Source organism: Desulfobaculum sp. SPO524, assembly GCF_044987625.1.
Taxonomy (GTDB): domain Bacteria; phylum Desulfobacterota; class Desulfovibrionia; order Desulfovibrionales; family Desulfovibrionaceae; genus Desulfobaculum.
The window spans coordinates 1,017,283-1,043,230 of the sequence record NZ_JBJDSB010000002.1 but is presented as its reverse complement, the minus strand read 5'-3'; the positions used below and the strand labels follow the sequence as shown (position 1 = coordinate 1,043,230).

The following is a 25,948-nucleotide window of genomic DNA, read 5'->3' as shown; positions in this document are numbered from 1 at the left end:
TCCTCTACCGTGGTTCCGCGTTGAACCAGACAAAAGACGATTGCGTCAAGTGGAGTGCCTATGCGGTGGTTCAAGCACATGACACGAAGCCACGCGGATGAGTTCCTCGCCGAGGTGCTCGATGTGTTGGGGCTGGAAGGCTACGGCTGTTGGTTCATTATTCTGGAAATGATTGCCGAAGAAATGGACGAAACTTGCCGAACTTTTGCCCGTTTTCACCGCAAAACTTGGGCAAGAAACTGCCGGATTTCGCCCAGAAAATGGCTGAAATTCGCTGAGTTCTTCCAAGAAAAAGGCAAAATTTCGCTGGAAATTTCCGGGGAATTCATCACCGTGGATTGCCCCAAGCTTGTGGAATACCGGGATGAATGGTCACGGCGCAAGCGCAAAAACTCCGGAGTGACTCCGGAGTACAAACGGAGCAACTCCGGAGCGGCTCCTGAGCTTCTTACAGAAGTAGATAAAGAAGAAGAGAGAGACTCTCCCCCCTATAGTCCCCCCTCTCCGGAAAAATCGCCACCCACTCCGGAGCCGAAGTCCGCGCCGGAGGCCCAGCCGCGTGCCACGGGACCGCCCCGGACCGTGCCGGGCTACTCGCTGGAGTTTTTGCAATTCTGGGAGGCCTACCCGAAGCAGGTCGGGCAGGACGATGCGTGGCTGGCGTGGTGCGAGGTCTGCGCGCGGCTTGATTTTCCCGGCCTGAGCGCGCTTCTCGCCGCACTCGGCCAGCAGGAGGAGGGCGAGGATTGGCGGCGTGACGGTGGGCGCTACATCCCCTCGCCAGCCAAGTGGCTGCGCAGTGGGCGCTGGAAAGACCGCCCGCCACGGGCAAAGCGCCCCGGAGCCGTGACGACCCTCGACGAGTGGGCCAAGCAGGGTGACGCCAGCGGAGTGGCCGGAGGCACGCAATGACGCGGCAGGACTTCGCCAGCTTCCTGAAAGGCCTGTGCAGCTACTACGGGCGCACCATGGACCTCGCCGACGAAACTACGGCCGCGCAGGTGGGCCTCTGGTTCCGCGTGGTGCAGGAACTGCCCGCCGAGCCGCTGGACTGGATCGCCCTGCGCATCCAGCAGGACTGCGATTTCTTCCCCCGCAATCTTCCCAAAACCGTTCGTGCCTACTGGGCGCTGTGGCTCAAGGAACACCCGGAGCGCCAGACATCGCACACCGAGAGTTCCGGCGCACCCTGTGCGGAGTGCATCGGCGGCGTGATCTACGTCCAGCGCCTGCACCTTGGGCGTGACGGGCGACACGTGCCGTATCTCGGCCCGGATGGCCGGGAGCACGACCGTATCCAGACCGCGGCGTTCGGGTGCGCCCGGTGCTGTCGTGGCCCTGCAGGAATGCCGCTGGCCACGGTGAATCAGCTTCTGGACGCGGGGTGGGAGCTGCAGGACACCATGCCGCAGATGCGCCAGAACCGGGCCGTTCGAACGCCCGAGACCGAAGGCTGGGTGCCGCGAGGTCTGGAGGGCGGGGAATGAATCCCGAGGATGTCCGTCGGCGCTTTCCCGAGGCGTGCCGCTATTGCGCGGCGAACAGGCCGCATTTCGGCAACTGCTTTGGCGAGATCATAGACGGGCGGTGCATGTGGGACGAGGAGGGCATCCGGGAGCGGATACGGGTGATTCGTATGCGTGAGACCGAAAAGGGCCGCACACGCGGCGCAAGGGAGAAACGCTGATGGCGAGTTTGAATCGGGTGTTCATCATCGGGCGCTTGGGGCGGGATCCGGAACTGCGCTACACGCAGGCCGGACAGCCCGTCACAACGCTGAATATCGCCACGGATGAATCGTTCACCAACCAGCAGGGCCAGCGCGTGGAGCGCACCGAGTGGCATCGGGTGGTGGTCTTCGGCAATCAGGCCGAGCCGTGCGCCAACCATCTCGCCAAGGGCAGTCTGGTGAGCGTGGAAGGGGCGCTGCAAACCCACAAGTGGCAAGCGCGGGACGGCAGTGACCGGTACACCACGCAAATCAAGTCGCGCCGGGTGCTCTTCCTGCAACGCGCCTCGGGAGCGGGACAGCAGTCCCGCCAGAGCGCGCAGGAGGCGCAGGGAGCGCGGCCCCAGCAGGAATCGGCGGCGCAGCCGCAGCAGGCTCAGCAAACTGACTGGAACGCGTCGCCGCAGGAGGACCTTGGCCCGGCGTTCCCGTCCCAAGCCTCGGGGATGGACGATGTCCCGTTCTAAGAAGCTCTACGAAACAACGAATTGGCGGCAGGTGCCGGGCGGGGGCCGAAACTACGAGATTTGCGACCAAGGCCTTGTCCGGCGCAAGGACGTGTGGACCGGCGAGGTGCAGTGCTATCTCGTGCCTCTGCGCAACGGCTCCCACGTGTTCTACAAGCTCACCATCAACGGCAGGACCAAGTCGTTTGACGTCGTGTCCCTGCTCCGCGCCATCAAGAGCGACTTCACGCCGGATTACATCTGGGTGGACCGCATGCGGCCCAAGGTGGAGGCGCTGAACGCCGCCATTCGCGCGCGGCGCAAGAAGGCGCGGGGCGGCTCGCATTGTCCCGGCTACCGCGAACCCGGCGAAACGCGCAGACGGCGCAACGTGCCCAAGGATCCGTGGGACAACGGCACGCTGAGCGGCACGGCATCACAGATTGTGGACCCGAATCTGGGGTTCTAGGGGGCGATATGAAGCGTGTGCGGATTGGATGTTTTGAGGATCCATACGGCGGCGTGAGCTGGCTGGAGTTGCCGGAACAGGATCATGTTGTCCCCTCGGACGCGGCACTGCTCCGGCAATGCGCGCGGCAGTTCCGGGCGCTTCGGGACCTCGCGCTGGACGGGTTGGCCTCAGGCTTTGTGGTCCACGCGATTTCGCAGGACGCCATGGAAGCCCTGACGCGGGCGGGATTTGGTAGCGATGACGACTGAACGCTGGAGCGCCAAGGAGGCGCGGGAGTTCTTCCGCACCGGGAAGAGACCACGCGGGGCGCAGGGCGGGCAGGAGGGCGGGGGAAAAGGCGACCGGAGACATGGTTGCCCCTCACGAAAGCCGCCAGCAACGCGCGTCGGAGCCAGCGAGCATGAGGAACAGGTCGCGCTGTTTCGCTGGGTGCGCGAGAACGAGGCCGCTGTGCCGGAACTGGCGCTTCTCTACGCGGTGCCCAACGGTGGCCACAGGCGGCGCCCTGTCGCGGTGAAGCTCAAGGCCGAAGGCGTGCGTCCGGGCGTGCCGGATATTCATCTGCCCGTGGCGCGCGGGGGATTTCACGGCTTGTGGATTGAGATGAAGGTGGGCCGGAACACAATGACCGGCCACCAGAAGGCGTTTGCACAGCGGCTCCGGGAGCAGGGGCATCGGGTGGAGGTTTGCTACGGCGCAGAAGCCGCGGCGGAATGCATCCGGGACTACCTTCGCGCTCCAAACACTCAACGCTCAGGCGAGGCGACATGCGTGGATTCCAAGAGCTGATGGGCTTTGAGGAGGCATACCTCTTCGTCATGAAATGGGAGGGCGGGGAGCGCTTCACGCAGGACCCGGACGACCCCGGCGGGGCAACCAAGTATGGCGTGAGCTACCGCTTTCTCAAGGGGCTGCCCCTCAGGGATGCGGATGTGAACCGCGACGGACGGGTGACGTGGCAGGACGTGGCGGCCATGAAGGAACGCGATGCCCAGCGCATCTACCGAAACTACTTCTGGCGGCGCCTGCGGCTGGACGACGTGGTGCGCCTCGTGGAGCCGCTCGGGCTGGTGCTCTTTGATACGGCGGTGAACGTGGGGCGGCTCCGGGCCGGGCGCTGGCTGCAGGAGGAGCTAAACCGCAGAACGCGGGGGCTGGGCCACTGGGACGGCGCGCTTGCGCTGGACGGCCTTGTCGGCCCGAAAACCCTTGAGCGGCTGGAGGAAGCCAAGGTCTCAGGAAACGCCTTCTACCTCACGGAAGCTCTGCTCCTGCGCCGAACCAGACACTACACGAACCTCGCCGCACGCCGGAGCTGGGCCAGAAAATACCTACTCGGCTGGCTGAACCGAACCATGAACCTGCAGGAGGCCACCTCATGATGAACGAAGAACGCGCAATCGCCACCTGGGAAGAAATCTGGCGCCGCCTCTTTCACTACGAAACCCACCAAGGCCCAAAACCCTTCTTCTCCCTCACCAAACTCAGAACCACCTACGCCCAAGACCTCTTCGACTCCGGCTGCCTCTTCAAAATCCGCATAGGCCGACGCCGCCAAACCGTCGTCATGGCCTGGCCCAGCCGCGTCCAAGCATGGATCCGGCTGAAGGTCGAGCGGGGGGAGTTGTGATGGAGGGGTAGGGGGTTGATTATCTTGTGATTTCCGTTTCAAACGTAATGCACTGGCTACGTGTTACAATAGCTCGTTGAAAGGGCGCGATGATTCGCGAGCCTTGTTCAGGAGCTTTTGCCGGACAGAAACTGATATGTCTTTCTTTTGTGCCATTATAGTAGTGCTTCGAGATAGGTCTCTGTTCTTGTTCTGACGCGGCAAACGTCTGCAAAACGGAGTATGTCGCTCACACGGATTTTCCCGCCTGCTTTGTACATGCGAAATGCCTCGACAACGGTGTCTACACCGACCGAATTCCGAAACTTGACGCAGTCTGCCAGCGTTTTCTCCGGGGAGTAGACCTTGACGGTAACCCCGTCAATCTCGTGCTCCTCAATCCCCATGGTATAAGCCTCACCCGAGAACCGGTGTATGGATACCGGGGGAAAGGTGACGTGAGGAGGCGTCTTGTCCCGAGGGATAGCGACGTGCACCTCGTGGGGGATTTGGGTCGTAATCCCATGGAAGGATAGGGCAGAAATGAGGCAGACGACGCCTTTTGGCACAGGGGCGGCAACGGTTGCGAGGTCAGGGTTTTCCATCTCGGGGCTGCTGGCAAGCCGAAAAAGCCCACGGCTGAGCTGTTCGATTTGACCGGTGTCGCGCAGGCGATACAGCACAGCAGGATGGATGCCGAGCTTAAGGGCTTCCCCTGTGCGCAGCATTCCACCTCTTTCCTTAAATACTTGGATTGCTTTGTGTAGTGATGATTTTGTGTCAGCTTTAGTCATGATAAAAAACGGTCCAGGTTTTGATATCTGGCGTTGTTTTTATCATTTCCATGGTGGAAGGCAAGGGTGAATATAGCCGAACTCCGGGCGCCATGTTCGTTGAAGAAGGAAGCGTGAGGCTACGAGTGGGAGCATTTGGCAGATTCCGGTAGAGGGGGCCTGTTTGTGTGGCAGGATAAGAGCGAGTTAGGCAGTGGCAAAAATTTGTCATTCCTGCCAAACCCAAACCAATCCAGATCCAAAAACTCTTCGACTCGGCAGCCTCTTTAAAATCCGCATAGGCCGACGCCGCCAATCCGCCGTCATGGTCTGACCCTGCCGCGTCCATGCATGGATTTGACTGAAGGCGGAGCGGGGGGGGCGGGAGCTTGCAAATAACTTTTTAAGCTGACATCTTAGCCAAAAAGTTTTGCCATATTTGGATATAAATTTATAAAGAAAGGTAACGCGTCAGATGAATAACTTAGAGAATTATTTAAATGGTGAATACAAAGTTGTCGATGATGAGCGGAGGAGGGTTCGCAAGACTTGCGAGGAGGTTTTTAGGTCTCTGATGAACGCCTGCGAGAACGATCAAGAATGCAAGGATAGCTATGCATGGCCTTATGAAGTGGGTGTTGAAGATGGTACCGAAGGCCATTCAAATAATAAAGCGCCCTTTTCAATTAGTACGAACTCAATGATACTCTACTCAATTTTGGAATATAAAAGACCAAAGGATTCTGATTATAAAGATTTGATCCAGAAATTGAAAGGCGTATACAAAAACATTTATCAGACCGTGACTGAAGGTGATGACGACAAAAGTAAATGTAAGGCTTGCAGTAAAGAAGATACAAAAAAAGAACCAAGCAAAACATGCTTTTGTGTTTGGCCAGATTTTGCCCCTTGTAAAGGAGAAGATAACGGAAAGGCAAAGGTTCATTCGAACACGTATGGGTTAGACGACCCTCTCTCATTATTCTGGCTTTTTGCTTTGAGCCATGATTTTGATACATTAAAAATAGACATCGGTGATGTGCATTCATCTGAAATTGAAGAGTATGTTTTAAAAGTATTGCATGAGCGTCTTGTTGGTGTAGATGGTTCTGGAAAAGAGTGTAAAAATTTAGAACTAGACTCTCGCTCGAAGTGTCAGCAGAAATATAAAAATGATCATGCTTTCATTGTGCTCTGGATTGCAAGATTGCTCCGTTTGTATAAAAGGGAAAAAGGTGAAGATAGTACATTTTCAGATGCATATGGTAAAATTTTTGAGTTTTGTGAGCGTGTATTACACCAGCAACTTTCATTTTATAATATACCAGATAGCAGATTTGATCCAGCAGAGCTGGCCTTTAGCCTCGAAGGAATGTTGCTGTGTGATAAAAAGCGCGTAAGCCGAGAGGTTCAAGAAAGGGTCTTTGATGTTTTAAAGGGATACCAGAGTGCTAGCCCATATTGGCGGCCTGTGAAGCCAATTTATTCCACCAAGGGGGGAGAAGTCCTTTTACCCTTGAGCGTCGAAGTGGTGAGTTCGTTGCTGGCGACGTGTGAAATTGTAGATGAAGACACACAGCACGATTCTTTCTTTGTGAAATATGTTGACTTGTTTAAGCGATACAAAAAATGGTTAATGGCACAATACTGTACTGTTGAGTCAAAGAAAGGTTCGTTTGAAGGTTGGACGTCCGAACATGCGCCACATGATGGAGCCATCCACCTCTGGCAGACGAGCCAAATTTTTGGATTCTTGGATCGTTACCAGTCGATGCTCTCCAAAATGATTGCTCGGACCGCGCTGGAATATTCTGGGCTTGATGTTGTCTCAACAAAGGACATGCAAGATAAAGAAGAAGAGAAAGACGATAGCAAGCCAAAGGGGTGGCAAAAAGAGATTTTAGGAGATGCATTATGTTCCCTAGTTGAAAATTCTGATTGGCGGATAACCAGTGTTATTTATGATGACTATATAGCTCCTCGAGAGGATGCCACACCAAGATGCGTACAGGGTAAAAGTGCTGCATCATCTTTGTGCTCCTTCCTCCTTTATGGACCTCCTGGAACGGGGAAAACGCGTTTTTCTAAGGAACTGGCGAAGGAACTTGGATACCAGTTTATCACGGTGACTCCGAGTGATTTCTTGGCTGGCGGTGCTGCTGAGGTTGAGCAACGAGCCAAAGCAATTTTTCAAATGTTAGAACAACAGGATGAGTCCGTTGTTTTATTTGATGAAATCGATCATTTCCTTTTGGATAGGCAGTCTGAAGAGTACAAAGGTCAAACTGGTATTTTTCAGTTCATGACGCCTGGAATGCTTCCCAAGCTTCAGCGGCTGAGAGACTCTGGCAAAGTCATTTTCATTGTAGCTACCAATTTTGCAGAACGAATAGACAGTGCGATTAAAAGGCAGGGGCGAATAGATGAACACCTTTTATTGCTCCCGCCTTGTCGAATGCGGCGTGAAAGCATATTGAATGAGTTACTCATGGATAGAGGAGTGAGTCTTGACGGTATTGACTTAGGCGATGCTCTTGACAACACGACTCTCTGGACTTTTGGGGAATTAGCTAAAGCGGTGCAGAGCCTCAAGAACTTTAACCCAACTGACATTGAAAATGATTTAAGGGCCTACACAGAAGATAATTCTTCAAGCATTCAGCTCGGGAATTACCGTTCAAGGTTTTTTGAAGGGAAGGAGATCAAGGAGTCGGTTAAACAGACTCCTTGGGTTGAGTATTTCTGGCTTTATTTATTGAAAAATGAGCAAGCGAACAACGAATTACGTTCATACCATAATTTGAAATTAAAGGAGATTGAAGACTCTTACAAGCATGTTGTAAGCGGGTGCAATGGTGATAGACACGATTCAAAAGACACAAAGAATGTAAGTGAATGTTCTGATGAGGTTGTTGCGGGGGAGAGTAAAGATACAAAGGGTGTAAGTAAAGACTTTGATGATGTTGTAGGGGAGGTGATAAAGAAGTGTCTTGGACAGAAGGTATAGTTTTTTGTCACAAAACATTCTCTTAGGAGATTCTTGATGAATGTCAGACTGGAGCAGATAGAATCGATTGTTAAGGCATACTCATGTGCAGTGCCTCCAGAAGGTGCGATTTATGTGAGTACACCAGTGACCAATGGCCCCCGAATTATTTCTGCTCTAAAAAACAACCCGCATATCATGGACCAGGCGGCAGAACAGGTACAACGTTTCAAACAAGAAGAAGTAATAGTTCCCAATTGCAAAGCGGCTCAAGCGTTTGCCAACAAGCTGAGGCGGGAAAGGGGAGAGGTTGTTATCGACCCTTCATGCTTTTTTGTAGAAGGTTGGAGTCAACAAGACTATCTCGATTTATGGGAGAAGGTTATTTGTGAGTTTGCCTCCTTGGTTATATTCAATGTGGGATGGCAATATAGCAATGGGTGCGTTTACGAATTCTCTGTTGCGGTAAATCAAGGGTTGCCAACATATGTCCATGACGGGAGCGTTGTGGATGTGGATTGTGCGATTCCAATGATACTCAAAGCAGCGACAGAGCTGGAAGACGTTGGTGTTGAGACCTCAACACTGAGAAGACTGGCAAGTCAGTTGAAATCAACAAAGATTGCATTATGAATTTAAAGAAAAATAGCAAGGCCGAACAAAATCATAACGGATTATTTAAAGATTTAGTGCTGGATAAGCTCGCGGACACGACAAATGTTGCGCAGTTTGTGAGCTTTTCTCCAAAACTCGAGCAAAGGTACGCACGAATTTATGGTTTCCCCCCCAATTATGCATTTGACTCGGTAGTTGAATCTGTATCGGCTTTGCTTGCTGCCAGCCCAGAGTCGTCCGTGAACATTCGGTCTTTTTTACCTGACCAACCTCAAAGCCATGAATTTATTTATGGACTTAAGTCTGTAGAAGAGGTTGTACAAAATTTACACCGCATTTCTTCTGAAGGACTCTATACAATTGTAAATGAAACAGTTGATGTAGACGACGGTGGTGTGTCAGGGGTTTTACAGGGGGGGCAGGTTGAGTTTTCTCCTGGGGTTGTTCCTAGATTTGTTGAGAAATCGTCTGCTGAGGCTGTTTCGTCTATTCCGTTAGATGTAACGGTCCAGATGCTGCGGACTGTGTACGGTTTTGAACCTGAAATAGCGCACTATAAATACAACATGCGGGTTGAGTTCAGTATCCACCCCAAAAGGCGCGGTTGGAAGAGAAGTCATACTATCATATGGGAAGAGGAAGAGTTTTCTTCTCATGCTATTGAGCCTTTTTTCGTTTGGCCGACCTCCTTCAGTAAGTTCATTGGAGATAAGGCATATGGTCTTTTGGTCGCTCATTGCCTTGGTTTTCCAGTTCCTCGAACCACGGTGTTCGCGCGGAACGAACTGTTAGGTATCTTCACTTTTGGAGTGCGCACTGACAGTTCCGAAATCTGGATGCGTACGTGCCCATCCGAGCAAGTCCCAGGTCATTTTATTACTGCTCGAGGGTGGCAAGACCCTTATGTATTAATGGAAAAGGATGATCCAGAGGGTGACAAAATTTCTTCTTGTTTGGCGCAGCAAGAAATTCCTGCTCAATATTCTGGTGCCATGCTCACAACATCAGAAGGGGCTATTTTGGAAGGAGTTAAAGGGTTTGGCGATCTCTTTATGCTTGGAAAAGTAGCCCCCAGTGAATTGCCTCAAAGGATTAAAGACGATTTAAAGCAGTTACACGGGCAATTAGTTGAGACTTTCGGGCCTGTTCGTTTTGAATGGGTCCATGATGGGCAGTCCCCCTGGATTGTGCAGCTCCACACCGGAGTTGTCCAAAGTTCAGAACGGGTTATTTTCCCTGGTGATTTTGATTGTGTCCTAGATTTCAATGTTGAAGAAGGACTCGAGACCCTTAGGGGCCTGGTGAAAGAAGCAAAAGAGACAAATTGTTCAATACTGGTTCATGGCAATATCGGGATGTCCAGTCATATCGCAGATGTACTGCGCAAAAGCGAAGTTGCGTCCAGAATTGTATCTAAGTAATCAGTTTCATGTGAATGAAGGCGCCTTGTTGATGTCTTAATTTGCGCCGGTTTTGTGATTGATGACCAGCGCCAGGCTACAATTATCTCAGCATTATCAAATTTTCAGGGGGGGATGTCTCGTTCCCCCCCCCTCTGACTCCCTCCATTGACATTCGCTCCTGACCTAACCACCTGCTAACGCTTCCACAAACGGGTTTTCCCTACTGTGCGGAGCGCGTGTGATGGCAGGTTTGAGAGCTTTCTTTCAGCACTACGGCAATGAGGCTCATGTCTACTGCCGGCTGTGCTCTTTTCTTCCGAAATCCAGTGCCAGACTGCTTGCCCGTGCGTGGGGACGATTCTTTGGTCCCGGAATCTACAGACGCACGAGGTAGACCATGGAAGCGCTCTTTGCGTGGCTTCTTGCCAATGCCGACTGGCTTATTCCCACGTCGCTGCTGGTGGCCGATAAGGTCGTGGCGGCGAGTCCCACCAAGCATGATGATCTGATCCTTACTGCACTGAAGGGCGCGCTTCGCGCGCTGGGGAAGTTGCCCGGTGCGAAGATGCTTCTAGTGCTCCTCGTCACCGTCGTTGCCCTGAGTACAGGGTGTGCGGCGAAGCAAGGCAGTGGCGGGAATTCCCAGCTTCCGCCGCCTGAGGAGGTCAGCCTTGCTGTGGCGCAGGCGGAAGCCGCCTATGAAACGGCGTTGGCCGGGTATGAACTGCTTCTGGATGAGCTGGACGCCGACGACGCCGCAGGACTCCGCGCCAAGGTCGATCCCATCCTGACCAAGGCCGCCACCATCTTTCCGCTTCTCCGCCATGCGGCTGAGCTCTACGCCGCCTCGCCTTCCCCTGAAAACATCCATGAACTGCTCCTGCACCGAAAGGAACTGGCGGTTGTCATCCGCGATATTGCGCGCATCGTGCGAGCGATACGGGAGGGCTGACGCTTATGACGCCGCGAAGCGAACGGGGTGGTCTCCAGCCTGCGTGGTGCGCGGTGATCTGGACGCTTATTGCCGCGCTCCTGACCACCGCCATCTGGATTGGCGGTATCTGGCGAGATGTGGAGGCCAACACCGCCTTTCGTGAACAGGCGCAGCCGCGGCTGGAGCGCATGGAGACCATTCTCGAACGTATGGACGGCGTGCTGCAGCGGCTGGAGCAACAGTTCTGGGAGCAGGGCCGAAGCCAGACCAGCGGCCACCCCGTGCGCCCACCGGCCCTTCGCCTCCGCCCCGGCCAAGCCCCGGTCCTTACAGCCACGACCGGCCCACGGAAGACCGCTCCCTGCCAGCCCCAAAACCACCCGCAGACCACGGACGGGAAGTAGCCCATGCCGCGCTCCGCAAAGCCCTCAAAACGGCTCACAGAGAAGCAGCGGCGCTTCGTTGAGGAGTACCTTGTTGATTTGAACGCCACACAAGCCGCTATCCGTGCGGGATACAGCGAAAAAACGGCGTATTCGGTGGGGTTTGAGAACCTGAGAAAACCTGAAATCGCCAAGGCCATCGAACAGGCCCAAGCACGCCTTGCCCGGCGCACCGACATCACGCAGGAGCGCGTGCTTCAGGAGCTGGCCCGCATCGGGTTCTCGGACATGGCGGATTTCCTCTCGTGGGGACCCAAGGGCGTTGAGCTCACAGCCTCGGACGGGCTGACGCCGGACCAGAGCGCGTGCGTCAGCGAAGTGAGCGAGACCGTGACGCAGTTTGGCGGCTCTAGGCGCATCAAACTACACAGCAAGACGCGGGCGCTGGAGCTTCTGGGGCGGCATCTGGGGCTGTATCCGGCGCAGCGGCACGAGGTCAGCGGCCCGGACGGCGGGGACATTCCTGTGGAGACGCGCAACGCGGTGCTGGAGAGGCTCTTGATGGAGATTGCCGGAGAAGGACGCGCCGATGGATTGCCCAACCTCACTCAAGAGAAAATTGGGGAATAAGTGGTGGAGGCTGAACAACCTCTACTGGATCATCGACGAGTCTGGCCGGCGGGTGAAATTCCGCCCCAACTGGGCGCAGGAACAGCTCTACGACAACCTCTGGTACTGGAACCTCATCCTCAAGGCGCGCCAGCTTGGGTTCACCACGTTCATTGACATCTTCATCCTGGACGACTGCCTGTTCATCCCGAACCTTGAAGCCGGGATTGTCGCGCACACCAAGGACGACGCCATCAAGATTTTCCGGCGCAAGATCAAGTTCCCGTACGAGAATCTGCCGGATTGGCTGCGCGACCAGCGTCCGCTGCTTTCGGCGAACATGAGCGAATTCCAGTTCGGCAACGGCAGTGTGGTGGGCGTCGGCGTCAGCGCGCGTTCCGGCACCCTGCAGCGCCTGCACGTCTCGGAGTTCGGCAAGATTGCCGCCCGCTATCCCGAGAAGGCCGAGGAAATCGTCTCGGGCTCGCTGGAGGCGCTGCACCCCGGCTCCATGCTGTGGATTGAGTCCACGGCGGAGGGCAAGGCCGGACGGTTCTTTGAATACACGGAGCACGCCCGGCGCATGCAGGGCGAGGGCCGGGACCTGACGCGCCTCGACATGCGGTTTCATTTCTTCCCGTGGTGGCGGCACCCCGGCCGGATTCTGGCCCCGGACGAGACGGAGCGCACCGTCATCGACAAGGAGCACCGCGAATATTTCACCCGGCTGGAGGAGGACCACGGCATCACGCTCAGCACCGGCCAGAAGGCCTGGTACGTGAAGAAGGCCGCAACCCTGACGGACAAGATGAAGCGCGAGCACCCCAGCACGCCGGACGAGGCCTTCGAGGCATCCGTCGAGGGCGCGTACTACCGCAAGCAAATGGCGTGGCTGCGCCAGAACGGACGCATCACGTCAGTACCGTGGGAGCCGGGCATTCCGGTCAATACCTTCTGGGACCTCGGCATGCACGACGAGATGCACATCTGCTTCCACCAGCGCGTGGGCAAGGAGAACCGCTTCATCAATCACATCAAGAACTCGGGCGAGGGGCTGGAATTCTACTGCGCGGAACTGAAACGCCTCGGCTACCTCTACGGCACGCACTATTTTCCGCACGACATGTCGGTGAACGAGCTTGGCACCGGCACCTCGCGCCTCAAGACGTTTCAGCGGCTCATGCCCGGCGAGAAGACGCAAGTGGTGGAGCGCATCACGCACATGGCCGACGGCGTCCACGCCGTCCGAAACATCCTGCCGACGTGCTGGCTCGACGCCGCCAACTGCAAAGACCTCATCGACTGTCTGGATAACTACAAGCGGGAGTGGGACCCGGTGAACGGATGCTGGAAGGACAAGCCGAAGCATGACTGGGCAAGCCACGGGGAGGCGAGCTTTCGCCAGTTCGCCACGGGCTATGCGCCGTCCGGTGCGTCGGCGTGGAGGCCGCGCCGCACGGCCCGGCAGATAGGCCGGAGGAGGCGCTAAGCATGCCCCTTGGGAAGATTGGCGTGAAGACCGCCCTCAAGTGGGTGTCCGATGCCCAGTTCGCCTCGCGGAATTGGCGCGCGGAGTCGTGGCGCGATCAGGAAATGTACGACGGCGACCAGTTTATGGAAGAGGACTTCCGCGCCTTTGCGGAAAAGGGCATCGATCCTATCCCGGTGAACCGCACCTTTCCCGCCGTGAACCTGCTCCTAGGCCAGCAGTCCGTGAACCGGCTGGACATTCAGGCCAAGGGCCGTACGCAAGCGGATTCCGAGCTGTCCGAGGTGATGACGGAGTGCATCAAGTTCGTCATGGACCAGTCGCAGGGGCAGTTCAAGGTCGGCACGGCCTTCCGCGACAGCATCGTGGCCGGCGTGGGCTTTCTGGCACCGGGCTTCAGCCTCGACCCACGGCGCGAGCGCGTACGCATCGCCCTGCGGGACTGGAAGGAAATCTGGTGGGATCCGTTCAGCGACCCGTGGCTGGAGCCGGAGAGCTGCCGCTACATGTTCCACCGCCGGTGGATGGACCTAGAGGACCTGCAGGCCGTGTTCCCGGACAAGGCGCAGGAGCTCAAGGAGAATTTCAGCGACCTCGCGGGCAGCAGCACGGCGGAGTCCACAGGCCTGTTTGATGACGAGGCCACCCTTGTGGAGGAGGAGCGCCGCAGCTTCATGGGCTCGCAGTGGGCGGACAGCAGGCGCAAACGCGTGCGCCCGGTGGAGCTTTGGTATCCGGTGTACGAAAGGTGCCTGTTTGCGCTGTTTGCCGACGGACGCGCCATTGAGGTGGGCGACGGCGTGCCCCCGAACGAGCTGGTGCGGATCGTCAATACCGCGCAGGAGCTGGTGCCGGCCATGGTTCGTAAGATGCGCACCATGACCTTCCTCGGCAAGCAGGTGCTGCAGGACATGCCAAGCCCGTACCCGCACGATCAGTACCCCCTTGTGCCCTTTGTGGCCTACACGGACCGGTTTGGCTTCCCCTACGGCGTGCCGCGGCAGATCCGCCCGCAGGATGAGGAAGTGAACATCCGCCGCAGCGTGGGCCTTGCACTCCTCAAGACGCGCCGCGTGATGGTGGAGGAGGGCGCCACCGAAGATTTGGAAGGCTTCTACGAGGAGGCCAACAAGCTCGATGGCTTCATGGTGGTGGCGGGCGGCGCGTTGCGCGATGGCAGGGTGCGCGTGGAAGAGAACGCCGGACTTGTGACGCCGCAGGTGGCCTTGCTCAACGAGGCGGAGAAGGAAATCCAGCAGATCAGCGGGGCCAATGACGAACAGCTTGGCTATTCATCCAACGCCACCAGCGGCAAGGCCATTGAGCGCCGCCAGATGCAGGGCGCAACCATCACCGCGCCGCTGTTTACGAACTACCGCCGCAGTCTGCACCGCCTCGGCACGCAGCTCTACAGCCTGATTCAGGGCTCATGGACCGGGGAGAAGGTCCTGCGCGTGACGGACCGGCTGACCAAGGCCGAGCGCTTCGTCACCGTGAACGAGCGCGTCACCGGCGCATCCGGGCCGCAGGAAGTGAAGAACAACATCACGCAAGGCACCTACGACATCATCATCAGCGACCAGCCCGCCACGGACACCATCCGCGAGCAGAACCTAAACCTCATCATCGAATGGGTGAAGAAGTCACCGCCGGAGGTCATCCCCATTTTGATGGGCATGGCGTTTGAGATGTCGAACCTGCCCAACAAGGAACAGCTTCTGGCTAAGATCAAGCCGCTGCTGGGCGGCATCCCCGGCGAAGAGGACATGAGCCCCGAGGAAGTGAAGGCCGCGGTCATGCAGCAGCTTGAACAGCAAAAGGCGCTTCAGGCGCAGGCCGCACAGCTTGAGCAGGCCAAGGCCGGGCTGGAGGTGGAAAAGCTCCGCCTCGACATTGAAGAGCAGCGCGCCAAGATCGCCGAAACCCTTGCGGCCATCCAGAACGCCCGGTCCAAGGAGGAGCGCGAGTCTGTGAAGGATGGCGTGGACGTGGCCCGCCGGGTGCTGGGCGAACAGGGAGGACAGCCATGACGCGGCAGGAGGAACTGGCCTTCGAGCGCAAGGCCGAGAAGCATTTCAAGGGCCAGCGGGAGCTTTTGCCGGGGCGCAACTTCCTCTGGAACAGCTTCCATTCCCGCACCAAAGAGGACCTTGCCAGCTACCGCAGCAATTTTGACCAGATACGCTGGGAGAGCCCCGCGCCCGGCACGGGCGTGTGATTTTGTCGCCACCGGCGGGCGAGACCGCCGACCGCATACCTCGGGGACCCGGCCCCGTCACCAACCGGAGAATCGTCGAGTCAGGACGTAAAAGGAGACGCACATGGACAAGAGTCATGAGCACAACGCTCAGCAGGCAGAGGCGCAGGGGCTGGACGCGCAGCCGTCCTTTGATGCTCCCACCAGCGGCCCAGAGGCAGACCACGACGGGCAGGACACGGACACCGAAGAGGTGCCGGACTGGCTCGACGAAGCCTTTGAGGACGATGACGAGGAGCAGGAGGACACCGGCGCGGCGGAGGCGTCCGATTCGTCAGGGACGGAACACGGCGAGGCGTCCCCGCCGACAGACGACACGGACGACAGCGCGCAGGACGGCGCGGATCAGCCGGACACCACTACAGACGACAACGCAGGCGGCAAGGACGAGGCGCAGGGCCAGCGGCCCCCGGACCGCTATGTGCCCATCGGCGCCCTGCACGAGGAACGCAGCAAGCGGCAGGACCTGCAACGCAGGCTGGAGGAGCTTGAAACGCGGGTGCAGAAGGCTGGCGCCAAGGACGAGGACAAGGCGGAGAAGCCTGCATCCGTGGATATTCCGGCGGAGCTGCAGGCGGAACTGACGGCCCTTGAGCGGCGCAGCCCCGAGGCCGCGGCCATCGCCCGCGAGGATTCCGAGGACGGCAAGCTCCTGCGTGAGGTGCTCTCCGAGTACGGCGCGCTGGACGCCCTGCGCGATGCGCGGGGGATGCTGGCGGACCGCCGGGTGACGGACGCCGAACGTAGGCAGGAGCAGGCCGAGGCCACGCGCATGAGCCGCGAGGCGGAGGACTACATCTCCGGGTGCATGCAGCGCATCAGCGAGGCCGTGCCCGGCGCCTATGACGAAGGCAGTGCCGTCCCCGGCGAGCTGGCGAAGTTTGCCATGGACAACGGCATGCACAGCGATTTCCTCGCCGCCGTCACCAATCCCGGCACCCTCATTCAGCCGCCGGGCTCGGAGCAGGTCTACTACATGGGCGACGGCGCCGTTGGCGTCTGGACGCTCCTGCATACCCTGAATGAGGCCGGGAAGAAGGCCGCTGACCCGGAAACGCTCCGCAAGGAGCTGAAGGCGGAAATGGAACAGGAGATCACGCAGCGCGTGACCAAGGAACTGACGCAGAAGTTCAAGGGCGCGGAGGCGTCCGGCTACCGCAGTCTTGGCGACGGGCCCGGCAGTGGCGACACGCCGGTTTCCGGGGCGGATGCCGAGAACATGAGCGAGGAGGAGTGGGCCCGGCTCCCAGAAGCGGAGCGCGAGCGCCTGCTCAAGGGCGAATAGCCGGATAGCGGCCGCGCCGGAGGAGATGAGCCATGAGTATCCCAACCGAGTTTCCGGTCAACCATCCCAGCGCGCGAAAACGCTGGGGCAAGGACCTCGCCGTTGAAACGCTGAAGTCCCAGTATTGGAGCAAGTTCATGGGTTCTGGTGAGGACGACATCATCAAGATCCAGAACGAGCTGAAGAACAAGGCCGGTGACAAGATTACCGTCGAGCTGGTGCGCAAGCTCTCGGGCGACGGTGTGGAAGGCGACAGCACCCTTGAAGGCTCGCAGGCCGAGGAAGGGCTGGACTTCTTCCACGACGCCGTCTTTGTGGACCAGCGCCGCAAAAGCACGCTGAACAAGGGCAAAATGTCCGACCAGCGCGTGCCGCACGATATCCGGCTGAAGGGGCGCAGCGCCCTCAAGACGTGGTGGTCCGAGGACTACGACGAACAGATCATGATGTACCTCGCCGGCGCGCGGGGCATCGATCCCTCGTACAAGGTGGCGCTGGACTGGACCGGGCGTGCGGGCAATCCGCTGACGCCGCCGGACCGGCTCATCTATGGGGGCGACGCCTCGGGCAAGGCCGACCTTGACGCCAGCGACATCATGCATCTGTCCATGCTGGAGCGCCTTGTGGCCTTTGCCGAAACCACGGATCCCATGATCCGCCCGGTGAAGATTCAGGGCGAGAAGAAGTACATCCTGCTCGTTCACACCTTCCAGGCGTACCAGTTGCGCACCGGCACTTCGGAAAACGACTGGCTCGAAATCCAGAAGGCGACGGGCGAGCGCGGCAAGAAGAACAAGGTCTACCACAATGCCCTTGGCGAATACGCCGACTGCATCATGCACAAGCACCGCAACGTCGTGCGCTTCAGCGACTACGGCGCTGGCGGCGACCTTCCGGCGGCGCGGGCGCTGTTCCTTGGCGCGCATGCGGGCATCATCGCGTGGGCCAAGAACGGCAATATCAACCGCATGAACTGGTACGAGGAAGAGGTGGACCGCGGGAACGCTCTGGCCATCGCGGCCAGCGCCATCTACGGCACCAAGCGCACCGTCTACACCGACAAGGAAGGGGCCAACCCCATCGACTACGGCGTCATCGCCGTGGACACCTACTGCAAGGACCCCAACACCATCTAGCCAAGGCGGGCGGGGCCTTGGCTCCGCCCCCTTTCCCATGGAGGCCGATATGCCTGATGTCCTTCTGAAATACCGTGGGTTCAAGGCGTCCCTGCATCTGCGCCTTCCCGCCCTTGAGGCCGAATACGAATTCCTGCCGGAAAACAGCCTGACTTGCGCCGTCAGCGCCGCCGATGCCCGCCTGCTGCAGGACGCCAATCCCCGCATGTTCGAGGTGGTGGAGACGCCTGACGTGGAAGACCTTGTGGCGTCACAGAATGGCGAGGACCAGCAGGGCGACGAGGAGGGGGAGTCCAACGACGACACGCCCCCGGAGGAGGGCCGCGAAGCCTACGTGCGTTGCCGTTTGGAGGAGCTGGGCATCAAAGTGCCCGGCACGGTGAAGAAGCTGGAAACCCTTGAGCAGATGCTGGACAAGGCCGAGGCGGAGTAGGCGGTGCAGGTCAAGGACATCTTCCTGCTTGTGTCCGGCGAGCTACAGGACCTTGGCGCGGAAAAGCGCTGGCCGTGGGAGCTGACGCCGGGGCGCGTGAGCCTTGTGGACCTCATGAACGCCGCCGTGCGCGAGATTGCCCTCAACAGGCCCGACGCCACTGCCGTGACTGAGGCCATACGGCTGGAGCCCGGCGGGCGGCAGATTATCCCAAACGTCGCCACCCACGGCGCAAGCCGGGATTCCCTGTGCCTGCTGGAGTTGGTGCAGAACATGGGCGCAGACGGCGAAACACCCGGCGAGCCCGTGTTCCGCGTGGAGCGCAGCGCCCTTGCCGCGGCAGACTGGACGCTGACCACGGCTGGCGACATCGACGAATACGCCTACGACAAGACCGCCGACCCCAACGTCTACCTTGTGCATCCTGCCGTGGCCGCTGACGCGACCATCTATGTGGAAGCCACCTACAGCGCCGAGCCTGTCACCGTCACCGGACCGGAGGACGCCTTTCCGCTGAGCGCCACCTTTGCCGGGCCAGCGCGGCTGTGGATGCTGTGGGAAATCATGAGCGGCGACAACTCAGAAGCGAATTTCGTCAAGGCGCAGACCTACCTCAAAGCGTTCTATCAGGCCCTTGGCGTCAAGCTGAAGGCGGACCTGTTCTTCCCGGTGAAGGTCGCCAAGGAGGGCATGTAGATGCCGGAGGTTTCCATCCTTGTCCCCGAGGTCCGCGCGGATGTGGCCGGATGTCCCAAGCAGACGGTGCTTGCCGCCATACGCCGCGCCCATGCGGAGTTCTGCGACCGCTCCGGCATCTGGCGCATGACCCTTGAGTCGCCGGTCTACTTTGTGCGCGGCGTGCGCGAGGGGCAGGCGCAGCTCCCGCCGGAAACGTCCATTGCCCGCATTGTTTGGCTGCGGCGGCAGGGCGCGCCTTTGGAGCCGCACGAGTACAGCCCTTCCGGGCGGGACATCGTCCTTCGCCAGCCGCCACAGCAGGACTTTGAAGCGCAGGCGCGCGTTGTTCTGCGCCCGGACCCGCACGCTACGCGCATGGATGACGCGCTGTACGCGCGCTGGTCCGAAGCCATTTTCCACGGGGCCTTATGGCGGCTTATGAGCCGGGCCGGGCAGCAGTGGACCAACGCCGAGGGCGCGCTCTACCACAAGGCGCAGTTCGACCGCGAGATAGGCCGGGCCAGCGCCCGCGCGGCGCAGGATTTCTTCCGCAATACCGACCGAAGGCGTTCACGGAACGGGTTCATGTAAAGGAGCAGACCATGTCCGCACCAACCGTGGCAGTCACCATCCGGGCCAGCACCGACGACGGCCAGCCCATGGCCGGTGCGCGCGTTATTGCCCGGCTCACCGCTGTGGAGCGGTATCAGGGCTTTGTGGTGCCCAAGCTCATTGAGGGCGTCACCGATGCCGCGGGCGTCTGCGTCCTCGATCTTTTCCCTAATGAGCTTGGCTCCAGCGGCAGTGAATGGAGCATCCGCATTCTGCCCACTGGCGGCGCCACCAGCGTGGTGGCCGTCACCTGCGCTATCCCCAATACGAACTGCGAACTGCACGACGTGGCCGGACTTCCGCCGTATGCCCGGCAGGGCGCGGCAGAGGCCTTCACCACGGAGATCCTTGCCGCACGTGACGAGGCGCATAGCGCCCGCGACGCCGCGCAGTCGGCGGAAGCAGGCGCGCAGGACGCGCTGGCCGCAGCGGAGACAGCGCGGGATAGCGCGGCCACCGCGCAGGGCGAAACCGAGGCCGTACGCGATGCTGTGGCGGCCATGCAGAGCGCGGTGGAAGGACTGGAGGCCAGCACGCAGGCCGCCCATGATGCCGCTGTCACGGCGCGAAATGAGGCGCAGGCGGCGCAGACAGCCGCCACGGACGCCCAAAGCCTTGCCGAAGCCGCCAGAGACGGAGCGCAAAGCGCGCAGGACGCGGCGGAAACGGCGCGGGATGTGGCTGTCACGGCCAAGGATGACGCCCTTGCCGCCCGTGATGCGGCGCAGTCTTCAGCGAGCGCCGCGTCCTCGTCCGCAACCGCCGCTCAGGATTCAGCAAGCAGCGCAGGCCTCTCCGAAAGTAACGCGGCCGTTTCCGCCGGCGCCGCCGCCCAAAGCGCCACAGACGCCGCCACCGCCCGCACCGGGGCCGAAGCCGCGCGCGATGAGGCGCAGGCCGCGGCCTTGAGCACCACGGCGCGCCCCCGGAACCTGCTTCCCAACGCCTGCTTTGGCGTGTGGAGCAACGCCACGGCCAAGACCTTCGGCGGGGCACTCAGCATGGCCGATGGCATCACGGGCGGAGTCTGCACAACGTCCAATACCCGCGACGTTACTGTGGGCGACCTTGTCCACTTTGTCACCGGGACCTACGCGGGCCGCGCCTTTGAGGTGGTGGCCGTGACGCCGAATGTGAGATTCACGCTGGATAGGCCCATTACCTGCGACTTTTGCACCGCCTACGAAATGGTCCCCCACTGCGCGGAGGCGAACTCCAAGGCGCTGGACGGCTGGAGCAAGAGCAACACTCTTGCGGTGGAACGCACGCGCAAGGACGTCACCGGCAACGCCATGTACGGCGTCATCATGCACCCCTCGCAGGCCGGGGACGTCCTCAATTCCGACGTTCCGCCCCAGCACTGCCGGGGCCGTACCGTCACCCTTGGCGCGTGGGTGAAGACCAGCGTCGCCGGGCACGCCAGCCTGCGGATTTTGGACTCAAACGGCAGCACCATGAGCGCCCAGCATTCCGGCTCGGGGAATTGGGAGTGGCTGGAAGTGACGCGCGCCATCCCCCAAGGCGTCACGCGGGTGTGTGTGGGCTTTGTGTTGGCGCAGGCATCCGGGGACGTAAGCGCGTGCTGTCCTATGTTTGGCCTTGCCGATTCCCTTGGCGCGGGCGCGTATGAGCCCGTCCCCGGCGAGGTGCTGTGGCTGGAAACGCCTGTACCCTTTGCCTCACTCTACGGCGGCACCTTCAGCTCCGATGGCTGGAACCAGACCAGCGTGCAGGCCGAGGCGGGCGGCAGGCTCCCGGCCCATGCCAAGGCCGTGTTCATGTACGTGAACTGCCGGGACTCGGGCAGCGCCGGCGCGGGCAACTATTCCTTTCTGCTGCGCGGGGCCAACACCAGCGCGGATTTCGCCTGCATGGTGGCCGGACGCACCAACGACGCGCCCCAGCTCCTGTCCGGCTGGGCATCCTGCGACCTCTCCGGACAGATCCAGTACGACATCAACGCGTCCGGCTCCAATACCTTCGACGTCAGCGCCCTGAATTTTCTGGGCGTGCAGTTGCGATAGGAGGCCGAAATGATTGAAGTGGTCAGCATCAGAGAGCGCCCGGACGGAGACCGGCTCCATGTGGAGTTTGCGCTGGACGGGCGCGCGTGGCGGTGCGGCGACGTCCCGGCGGAGCTTGAAGGCGACACGGCGGGCATTATGGCGCATTTGGAGGCGCGCACCGAGTCCTTTACCGTGGACCGGCACCGGAGCGAGTATCCGCGCGCCGAGGTCATACCCGGCACTGGGGAGAGCGAGGTGGAGGCGTGGGCGCGCGTTATCGCGGACGGCTACGACGACGAGGGGACGCCCCTTGCCGAGTGCGCTGGGGAGCTGTAATGCCGCGCCCCATCGTCATACCGGGCTTTCGCGGAATGCGTCCGCGCCGACGCGGCCATGACCTTGACCCCGGACAGGCGCGCCTTGCCCGCAATTGCGATCTGTCCCGCGCGTCCCTGCGCCCCATGGCCGGACTGGAGACCATTGACGTGCTGGAGCAACCCGGCGAGCTGGGGAGCATTGCGCTGTTTGAGGGCAAATGGCTTGCGTGGCCGGGGGATGTGGACGTGGTGGCCTCGCCGTACCCAAGCGCCCGGCGCATCATGTTCACGGGCGACGGCTACCCGCGCCAGACGGATGCGGACATGGCCTTTTCCGGCGCGCCGGAGAGCTTCCCCACGCAGACCCTGCGCCTTGGCATTGAAGAGCCGCCCTCGCCGCTGAGCGTGCAGCTTCTGGGCGCGGCAGGGGAGGAGGTGGCGCGCAGTACCAGCTATGTCTACACCTACGTCAATGAATGGGGGCAGGAGTCCGCGCCCTCGCCGCCGTCGGCGGTGCTGGATGTGTCGGACGGGCAAAGCGTGCGCCTGACGGGCTTTGCCGCGCCAACGCTCCCCGGCGTCAGCGCGGCCTCGTACCGCGTGTACCGCCTTGTCACGGGCGCTGGCGGCGCGGCGGACTATCAGCTTGTGGGCGAACCGGACGCCGGAATCACCCAGTACGACGACGCCAAGACCGATGACCAGCTTGGCGAGGCGCTGGTTACGGAGGATTGGACGCGTCCGCCGGACGCCCTGCAGGGGCTGCTCCTTGCGCAGAACGGCATCTGCTTTGGCTTTGCCGGGCGGGAGCTTTTTGTGTCCGAAACGGGCATTCCCTACGCCTTTCCCGAGGCGTGGATCCTGGAGGCGGACGAGGACATCGTGGGCATCGGCTACTACGGCACCACGGTGGTGGCCTGCACCACGGGGCGGCCGTGGATTGCCACGGGCATTGAGCCTGCGGCCATGGCCTTTGTGCCCCTTTCCTTTGAGCAGGCCTGCGCTTCCAAGCGCAGTGTGGTCAGCGTGCCCGGCGGCGTGCTCTACGCCGGAACCGACGGGCTGGCCTTCATCGGCCCGGAGGGCGGGCGCATCCTGACGCAGGAGACCTACACCTCGGAGCAGTGGCAGGTGCTGGGGCCGCAGGACATCATCGCCTGCGTGTTCGAGGGCGCGTACATGGCCTTTTTTGCGGGCACGGGGACGGGCATCGCCGTGGAGCTTGCCACCGGCGACGTGCGCGAACTGCGTCTGCCGCGCACCGTGCATGGTCTGCACCACGAACCCGCCGAGGCGCTGTACCTGCTTACCTTTGACGGCACAGATTGGCGGGTGGAGCGCTGGAAGGGCGGCACTGCCGCGCTGGAATACCGCTGGCATTCGCACACGGACCGGCAGGAACGCGCATGGAACCCCACGGCGGCGCAGGTGGTGGGTGCGCAGGATTCCACCACGCCGGTGACGTTCCGCCTCTACGGCGACGGGGCATTGCGGCATGAGGCCGCCGTGCCCTCAAGCGAACCCTTCCGGCTCCCTGCAGGCTACGCGGCGCGGGAAGTTGAAGTGGAACTTGAAGGGCTGGCCGAGGTGGACGCCGTGCGCGTTGCCGCCAGTGTGGAGGAACTGCTCCATGGCTGACCGCAAGCTCGCCCTGCCTGCGCTCCCGGCCATTCCGGCCAGCGCCGCGCCAGACGTCCGCGCATGGATGGAGGCCGTGGCCGCCGTGGTGAACACCCTGACCGGAACGCTCCCCAACGCCGAGCGAAACCGGGCGCTCCTTGTGCGCGACCTTGCCACCATTGGCGTCCAGCCGTCGGCCTTTGTGCGCGCCACGGGCGCTATGTTCGACTTTGCGCGGCAAGCCACGGACGACACCGTGCCCAACCCGCCGCGTGATTTCTCCGTGCAGAACCAGATTCTGGTGAACCGCCTTTCATGGACCAACCCCACGGACCCGAACCTGTGGTTTGTGGAGGTCTGGCGCTCCGAGACCGCCTCGCGGGATGACGCCGCGCGGGTGGGCATCGCCACCGCGCCGGTGGCCGTATTCCGCGATACGGGCATCTCCACGCAAAAGGACTACTGGTACTGGATCCGCGCCGTGACGTGGAGCGGGCGGTACAGCGTGTGGACGCCGTCGGACGCGCAGGGCGGCTACGTGGTCCCGGCGTCGTTTCCCGAGACCATCAACAAGGCCCTTGCCACACTGGCGGATGATACGCGCTACGAAACCGTCCACAAGGTTGTGGCGGACTCCTTCATGGTGCTCCAGCCCGAGGCGGGCGTTGCCGAGCCCAAGGCCGTGTTTGTGGTGGGCGACATTGACGGCGAGCCCAGCGTGGGCATTGCCGGGGATATGTTTGTAGACGGGACCATTGTCTCGCGCATGCTGGAGGCCGGAACCCTCACCGGCGGCGAAATCAGCGCCCTTGCGGCCATACGCCTTGCTGAGGGCGGCTTTTTGCATGTGGGGGCCGGAAACCTGCACCTGACCTCGGGCAACGCCGGCAACAACCACGGCAAGATTCTGTGCGGCCCGGACGGAGCCATCAACGAGGACGGCAGCGTCAACGAGGGGTTCGACTTTGCGGTATTCGACGCCGGGGATTTGTTCTTCTACCGCTGGCGCGACGGCCAGCACCGGCTGTTCAAGTCCGTCAAGAACGTGGAGCACCTCACCGCCGTGCCCAACAATCAGTGGGCGGACCTTGGCTATTTCCTCGCGGAGCCGCGCGTTATGGTCTCTCCGGCCAACCTGCAGTGCTACGACGGCGCGTACGGCAACCAGAACCAGTTCTTCCACCTTGGGTTCGAGAAGCGCCGCAAGGCCGGACTCACGGACTTCTGGGAGGTCCGGCCCGTGGCGCAGCTCACGCTGGATCCGGCGGGCGGCAACCAGTCCGTGGGCCTGTCCAGCTCCTCGACCTCGGATGGCGTCACCTTCTCGTCCGGCACCGCCAGAACGCCCGCCAATTGCGACCAAGTCACCGTGCATGTGCGTCTGAAATCCGTGACGCCAACGGGCACCAGCAACACCTTCTACGCCAAGCGCATCCAGTGGCGCGTGGTGGTGGATGGCAGTCCCCGCGCATGGCGCACCGTCACCATCGGCCCCAGTCTGGATTACGTCAGCGACGCCGCCACCGAGGGACTTACTGCCGGGGAACACGACATCCGCGTGGACGCGCGCGGCGAGCTTGCGGGCGGCACGTTCACCGTCTCCGAACCCGAAAAGGACTGGACCACGCGCACCGCGCAGGTCAGTCCCGGCACGGCGCTTAGTCTCAACGGCTCGTCGGCAAATGGCCCCACGTCCACCAGCGCTGGGGTGTCCATGCCTTCGGTGAATACGGCCGGCTGGAACGTCCATTCCGTGGACTACACGTGGACCTTCTCCGGGCAGGTGGACGTCACGCAGGCCACGGTGGACGGCGGCGGGGCCAGCGTCATCGCGGAAGTGCGTCTGTCCGGCGTGGGCCAGTGGTACACCACGTTTGGCGGCGGCTCCACGTCCGTCAGCCGCAGTGAAAACGATGGCGCGGGCTCGGTGCTGTCGTCTTCGTCCTTTGAGCTGGCCTTCACCTCGCTCTCCAACTGTGCCGCGTCCGCGTCGCTGACCCTGACCAGCGTGAGCGTTTCCGTGTCCATGTGGCGCTACGCAACCAATCCGTCCCAGACCACCAACGATATCCAATTTGATTCCTTCGACTTTCACCTTGCCAGCGCCACGGTCCTCGCCAGCGGAGACGTGAACATCATCGCCATAGGAGACTGAC

General features: G+C 60.5%; 28 protein-coding genes. 27 read left to right on the top strand and 1 reads right to left on the bottom strand.

Features of this window, described 5'->3' with window-relative positions; all coding sequences use genetic code 11:
- Positions 1-78 precede the first annotated feature (78 nt).
- From ACI3L3_RS10235 to ACI3L3_RS10195, 9 genes are read left to right on the top strand one after another with little or no spacing between them, the layout of a single operon-like run.
- Positions 79-912 (top strand): hypothetical protein, encoded by an 834-nt coding sequence (locus ACI3L3_RS10235; protein ID WP_404845008.1) that lies wholly within the window; start codon positions 79-81, stop codon positions 910-912.
- A complete protein-coding gene (locus tag ACI3L3_RS10230; RefSeq protein WP_404845007.1) occupies positions 909-1,487 on the top strand; it encodes a hypothetical protein in 579 nt (192 codons plus the stop codon). The genes ACI3L3_RS10235 and ACI3L3_RS10230 overlap by 4 nt, the downstream gene beginning before the upstream one ends.
- Positions 1,484-1,687, top strand: coding sequence for a hypothetical protein (locus ACI3L3_RS10225; protein WP_404845006.1), 204 nt, complete (start codon positions 1,484-1,486; stop codon positions 1,685-1,687). The genes ACI3L3_RS10230 and ACI3L3_RS10225 overlap by 4 nt, the downstream gene beginning before the upstream one ends.
- Positions 1,687-2,196: a single-stranded DNA-binding protein gene (locus ACI3L3_RS10220; RefSeq protein WP_404845005.1), complete on the top strand. Its 510-nt coding sequence runs from the start codon at positions 1,687-1,689 to the stop codon at positions 2,194-2,196. The genes ACI3L3_RS10225 and ACI3L3_RS10220 overlap by 1 nt, the downstream gene beginning before the upstream one ends.
- Positions 2,183-2,644, top strand: a complete 462-nt coding sequence (locus ACI3L3_RS10215) for a hypothetical protein (RefSeq protein ID WP_404845004.1) — start codon at positions 2,183-2,185, stop codon at positions 2,642-2,644. Before ACI3L3_RS10220 ends, ACI3L3_RS10215 begins: the two co-directional genes overlap by 14 nt.
- 8 nt (positions 2,645-2,652) lie before the next feature.
- Positions 2,653-2,895 (top strand): hypothetical protein, encoded by a 243-nt coding sequence (locus tag ACI3L3_RS10210; protein ID WP_404845003.1) that lies wholly within the window; start codon positions 2,653-2,655, stop codon positions 2,893-2,895.
- On the top strand, positions 2,885-3,436 hold the full coding sequence (locus ACI3L3_RS10205; protein ID WP_404845002.1) for a VRR-NUC domain-containing protein: 552 nt from the start codon (positions 2,885-2,887) through the stop codon (positions 3,434-3,436). Before ACI3L3_RS10210 ends, ACI3L3_RS10205 begins: the two co-directional genes overlap by 11 nt.
- Positions 3,415-4,029: a glycoside hydrolase family 108 protein gene (locus ACI3L3_RS10200; protein WP_404845001.1), complete on the top strand. Its 615-nt coding sequence runs from the start codon at positions 3,415-3,417 to the stop codon at positions 4,027-4,029. Before ACI3L3_RS10205 ends, ACI3L3_RS10200 begins: the two co-directional genes overlap by 22 nt.
- Positions 4,026-4,277, top strand: a complete 252-nt coding sequence (locus tag ACI3L3_RS10195; RefSeq protein WP_404845000.1) for a hypothetical protein — start codon at positions 4,026-4,028, stop codon at positions 4,275-4,277. Before ACI3L3_RS10200 ends, ACI3L3_RS10195 begins: the two co-directional genes overlap by 4 nt.
- A 155-nt stretch (positions 4,278-4,432) precedes the next feature.
- Here ACI3L3_RS10195 and ACI3L3_RS10190 read toward each other — a convergent pair whose 3' ends face one another.
- A complete protein-coding gene (locus ACI3L3_RS10190) occupies positions 4,433-5,050 on the bottom strand; it encodes a type IV toxin-antitoxin system AbiEi family antitoxin domain-containing protein (RefSeq protein WP_404844999.1) in 618 nt (205 codons plus the stop codon).
- A 454-nt stretch (positions 5,051-5,504) separates the two neighbouring features.
- Here ACI3L3_RS10190 and ACI3L3_RS10185 point away from each other — a divergent pair, with 454 nt between their 5' ends.
- From ACI3L3_RS10185 to ACI3L3_RS10100, 18 genes are all read left to right on the top strand, one after another.
- Positions 5,505-8,036, top strand: a complete 2,532-nt coding sequence (locus ACI3L3_RS10185; RefSeq protein WP_404844998.1) for an AAA family ATPase — start codon at positions 5,505-5,507, stop codon at positions 8,034-8,036.
- 36 nt (positions 8,037-8,072) lie between these two features.
- Positions 8,073-8,648: a DUF4406 domain-containing protein gene (locus tag ACI3L3_RS10180; protein WP_404844997.1), complete on the top strand. Its 576-nt coding sequence runs from the start codon at positions 8,073-8,075 to the stop codon at positions 8,646-8,648.
- A complete protein-coding gene (locus ACI3L3_RS10175; protein WP_404844996.1) occupies positions 8,645-10,051 on the top strand; it encodes a hypothetical protein in 1,407 nt (468 codons plus the stop codon). The genes ACI3L3_RS10180 and ACI3L3_RS10175 overlap by 4 nt, the downstream gene beginning before the upstream one ends.
- A 379-nt stretch (positions 10,052-10,430) precedes the next feature.
- Positions 10,431-10,985 carry a hypothetical protein gene (locus ACI3L3_RS10170; RefSeq protein ID WP_404844995.1) on the top strand — a complete coding sequence of 185 codons (555 nt, stop codon included), beginning with the start codon at positions 10,431-10,433 and terminating at the stop codon, positions 10,983-10,985.
- 5 nt (positions 10,986-10,990) lie between these two features.
- Positions 10,991-11,371, top strand: a complete 381-nt coding sequence (locus ACI3L3_RS10165; RefSeq protein ID WP_404844994.1) for a hypothetical protein — start codon at positions 10,991-10,993, stop codon at positions 11,369-11,371.
- Positions 11,372-11,374: 3 nt separating this feature from the next.
- A complete protein-coding gene (locus ACI3L3_RS10160; protein WP_404844993.1) occupies positions 11,375-11,980 on the top strand; it encodes a terminase small subunit in 606 nt (201 codons plus the stop codon).
- Complete coding sequence (locus ACI3L3_RS10155; protein ID WP_404844992.1) at positions 11,940-13,448, top strand: hypothetical protein; 1,509 nt, start codon at positions 11,940-11,942, stop codon at positions 13,446-13,448. The genes ACI3L3_RS10160 and ACI3L3_RS10155 overlap by 41 nt, the downstream gene beginning before the upstream one ends.
- A 2-nt stretch (positions 13,449-13,450) precedes the next feature.
- Positions 13,451-15,478, top strand: a complete 2,028-nt coding sequence (locus ACI3L3_RS10150; RefSeq protein WP_404844991.1) for a hypothetical protein — start codon at positions 13,451-13,453, stop codon at positions 15,476-15,478.
- Positions 15,475-15,666 (top strand): hypothetical protein, encoded by a 192-nt coding sequence (locus ACI3L3_RS10145; RefSeq protein WP_404844990.1) that lies wholly within the window; start codon positions 15,475-15,477, stop codon positions 15,664-15,666. Before ACI3L3_RS10150 ends, ACI3L3_RS10145 begins: the two co-directional genes overlap by 4 nt.
- Positions 15,667-15,769: 103 nt before the next feature.
- Positions 15,770-16,990 carry a hypothetical protein gene (locus ACI3L3_RS10140; RefSeq protein WP_404844989.1) on the top strand — a complete coding sequence of 407 codons (1,221 nt, stop codon included), beginning with the start codon at positions 15,770-15,772 and terminating at the stop codon, positions 16,988-16,990.
- A gap of 32 nt (positions 16,991-17,022) precedes the next feature.
- Positions 17,023-18,126, top strand: coding sequence for a N4-gp56 family major capsid protein (locus ACI3L3_RS10135; RefSeq protein ID WP_404844988.1), 1,104 nt, complete (start codon positions 17,023-17,025; stop codon positions 18,124-18,126).
- 49 nt (positions 18,127-18,175) lie between these two features.
- Entirely contained in the window at positions 18,176-18,559 is a 384-nt protein-coding gene (locus ACI3L3_RS10130) for a hypothetical protein (RefSeq protein WP_404844987.1), read from the top strand.
- 3 nt (positions 18,560-18,562) lie between these two features.
- Entirely contained in the window at positions 18,563-19,255 is a 693-nt protein-coding gene (locus ACI3L3_RS10125; protein WP_404844986.1) for a DUF6682 family protein, read from the top strand.
- Positions 19,256-19,828, top strand: a complete 573-nt coding sequence (locus ACI3L3_RS10120; protein ID WP_404844985.1) for a hypothetical protein — start codon at positions 19,256-19,258, stop codon at positions 19,826-19,828.
- Positions 19,829-19,839: 11 nt separating this feature from the next.
- A complete protein-coding gene (locus ACI3L3_RS10115) occupies positions 19,840-21,873 on the top strand; it encodes a hypothetical protein (protein ID WP_404844984.1) in 2,034 nt (677 codons plus the stop codon).
- A gap of 9 nt (positions 21,874-21,882) precedes the next feature.
- Positions 21,883-22,191, top strand: coding sequence for a hypothetical protein (locus tag ACI3L3_RS10110; RefSeq protein WP_404844983.1), 309 nt, complete (start codon positions 21,883-21,885; stop codon positions 22,189-22,191).
- Entirely contained in the window at positions 22,191-23,810 is a 1,620-nt protein-coding gene (locus ACI3L3_RS10105) for a hypothetical protein (RefSeq protein ID WP_404844982.1), read from the top strand. The genes ACI3L3_RS10110 and ACI3L3_RS10105 overlap by 1 nt, the downstream gene beginning before the upstream one ends.
- Complete coding sequence (locus tag ACI3L3_RS10100) at positions 23,803-25,947, top strand: hypothetical protein (RefSeq protein ID WP_404844981.1); 2,145 nt, start codon at positions 23,803-23,805, stop codon at positions 25,945-25,947. Before ACI3L3_RS10105 ends, ACI3L3_RS10100 begins: the two co-directional genes overlap by 8 nt.
- Position 25,948 lies beyond the last annotated feature (1 nt).

Bases quoted from the DNA above. Each gene is read 5' to 3' on its own strand.
- ACI3L3_RS10235 (WP_404845008.1), top strand. From the start codon at position 79: ATGACACGAAGCCACGCGGATGAGTTCCTCGCCGAGGTGCTCGATGTG.
- ACI3L3_RS10230 (WP_404845007.1), top strand. From the start codon at position 909: ATGACGCGGCAGGACTTCGCCAGCTTCCTGAAAGGCCTGTGCAGCTAC.
- ACI3L3_RS10225 (WP_404845006.1), top strand. From the start codon at position 1,484: ATGAATCCCGAGGATGTCCGTCGGCGCTTTCCCGAGGCGTGCCGCTAT.
- ACI3L3_RS10220 (WP_404845005.1), top strand. From the start codon at position 1,687: ATGGCGAGTTTGAATCGGGTGTTCATCATCGGGCGCTTGGGGCGGGAT.
- ACI3L3_RS10215 (WP_404845004.1), top strand. From the start codon at position 2,183: ATGTCCCGTTCTAAGAAGCTCTACGAAACAACGAATTGGCGGCAGGTG.
- ACI3L3_RS10210 (WP_404845003.1), top strand. From the start codon at position 2,653: ATGAAGCGTGTGCGGATTGGATGTTTTGAGGATCCATACGGCGGCGTG.
- ACI3L3_RS10205 (WP_404845002.1), top strand. From the start codon at position 2,885: ATGACGACTGAACGCTGGAGCGCCAAGGAGGCGCGGGAGTTCTTCCGC.
- ACI3L3_RS10200 (WP_404845001.1), top strand. From the start codon at position 3,415: ATGCGTGGATTCCAAGAGCTGATGGGCTTTGAGGAGGCATACCTCTTC.
- ACI3L3_RS10195 (WP_404845000.1), top strand. From the start codon at position 4,026: ATGATGAACGAAGAACGCGCAATCGCCACCTGGGAAGAAATCTGGCGC.
- ACI3L3_RS10190 (WP_404844999.1), bottom strand. From the start codon at position 5,050: ATGACTAAAGCTGACACAAAATCATCACTACACAAAGCAATCCAAGTA.
- ACI3L3_RS10185 (WP_404844998.1), top strand. From the start codon at position 5,505: ATGAATAACTTAGAGAATTATTTAAATGGTGAATACAAAGTTGTCGAT.
- ACI3L3_RS10180 (WP_404844997.1), top strand. From the start codon at position 8,073: ATGAATGTCAGACTGGAGCAGATAGAATCGATTGTTAAGGCATACTCA.
- ACI3L3_RS10175 (WP_404844996.1), top strand. From the start codon at position 8,645: ATGAATTTAAAGAAAAATAGCAAGGCCGAACAAAATCATAACGGATTA.
- ACI3L3_RS10170 (WP_404844995.1), top strand. From the start codon at position 10,431: ATGGAAGCGCTCTTTGCGTGGCTTCTTGCCAATGCCGACTGGCTTATT.
- ACI3L3_RS10165 (WP_404844994.1), top strand. From the start codon at position 10,991: ATGACGCCGCGAAGCGAACGGGGTGGTCTCCAGCCTGCGTGGTGCGCG.
- ACI3L3_RS10160 (WP_404844993.1), top strand. From the start codon at position 11,375: ATGCCGCGCTCCGCAAAGCCCTCAAAACGGCTCACAGAGAAGCAGCGG.
- ACI3L3_RS10155 (WP_404844992.1), top strand. From the start codon at position 11,940: ATGGATTGCCCAACCTCACTCAAGAGAAAATTGGGGAATAAGTGGTGG.
- ACI3L3_RS10150 (WP_404844991.1), top strand. From the start codon at position 13,451: ATGCCCCTTGGGAAGATTGGCGTGAAGACCGCCCTCAAGTGGGTGTCC.
- ACI3L3_RS10145 (WP_404844990.1), top strand. From the start codon at position 15,475: ATGACGCGGCAGGAGGAACTGGCCTTCGAGCGCAAGGCCGAGAAGCAT.
- ACI3L3_RS10140 (WP_404844989.1), top strand. From the start codon at position 15,770: ATGGACAAGAGTCATGAGCACAACGCTCAGCAGGCAGAGGCGCAGGGG.
- ACI3L3_RS10135 (WP_404844988.1), top strand. From the start codon at position 17,023: ATGAGTATCCCAACCGAGTTTCCGGTCAACCATCCCAGCGCGCGAAAA.
- ACI3L3_RS10130 (WP_404844987.1), top strand. From the start codon at position 18,176: ATGCCTGATGTCCTTCTGAAATACCGTGGGTTCAAGGCGTCCCTGCAT.
- ACI3L3_RS10120 (WP_404844985.1), top strand. From the start codon at position 19,256: ATGCCGGAGGTTTCCATCCTTGTCCCCGAGGTCCGCGCGGATGTGGCC.
- ACI3L3_RS10115 (WP_404844984.1), top strand. From the start codon at position 19,840: ATGTCCGCACCAACCGTGGCAGTCACCATCCGGGCCAGCACCGACGAC.
- ACI3L3_RS10110 (WP_404844983.1), top strand. From the start codon at position 21,883: ATGATTGAAGTGGTCAGCATCAGAGAGCGCCCGGACGGAGACCGGCTC.
- ACI3L3_RS10105 (WP_404844982.1), top strand. From the start codon at position 22,191: ATGCCGCGCCCCATCGTCATACCGGGCTTTCGCGGAATGCGTCCGCGC.
- ACI3L3_RS10100 (WP_404844981.1), top strand. From the start codon at position 23,803: ATGGCTGACCGCAAGCTCGCCCTGCCTGCGCTCCCGGCCATTCCGGCC.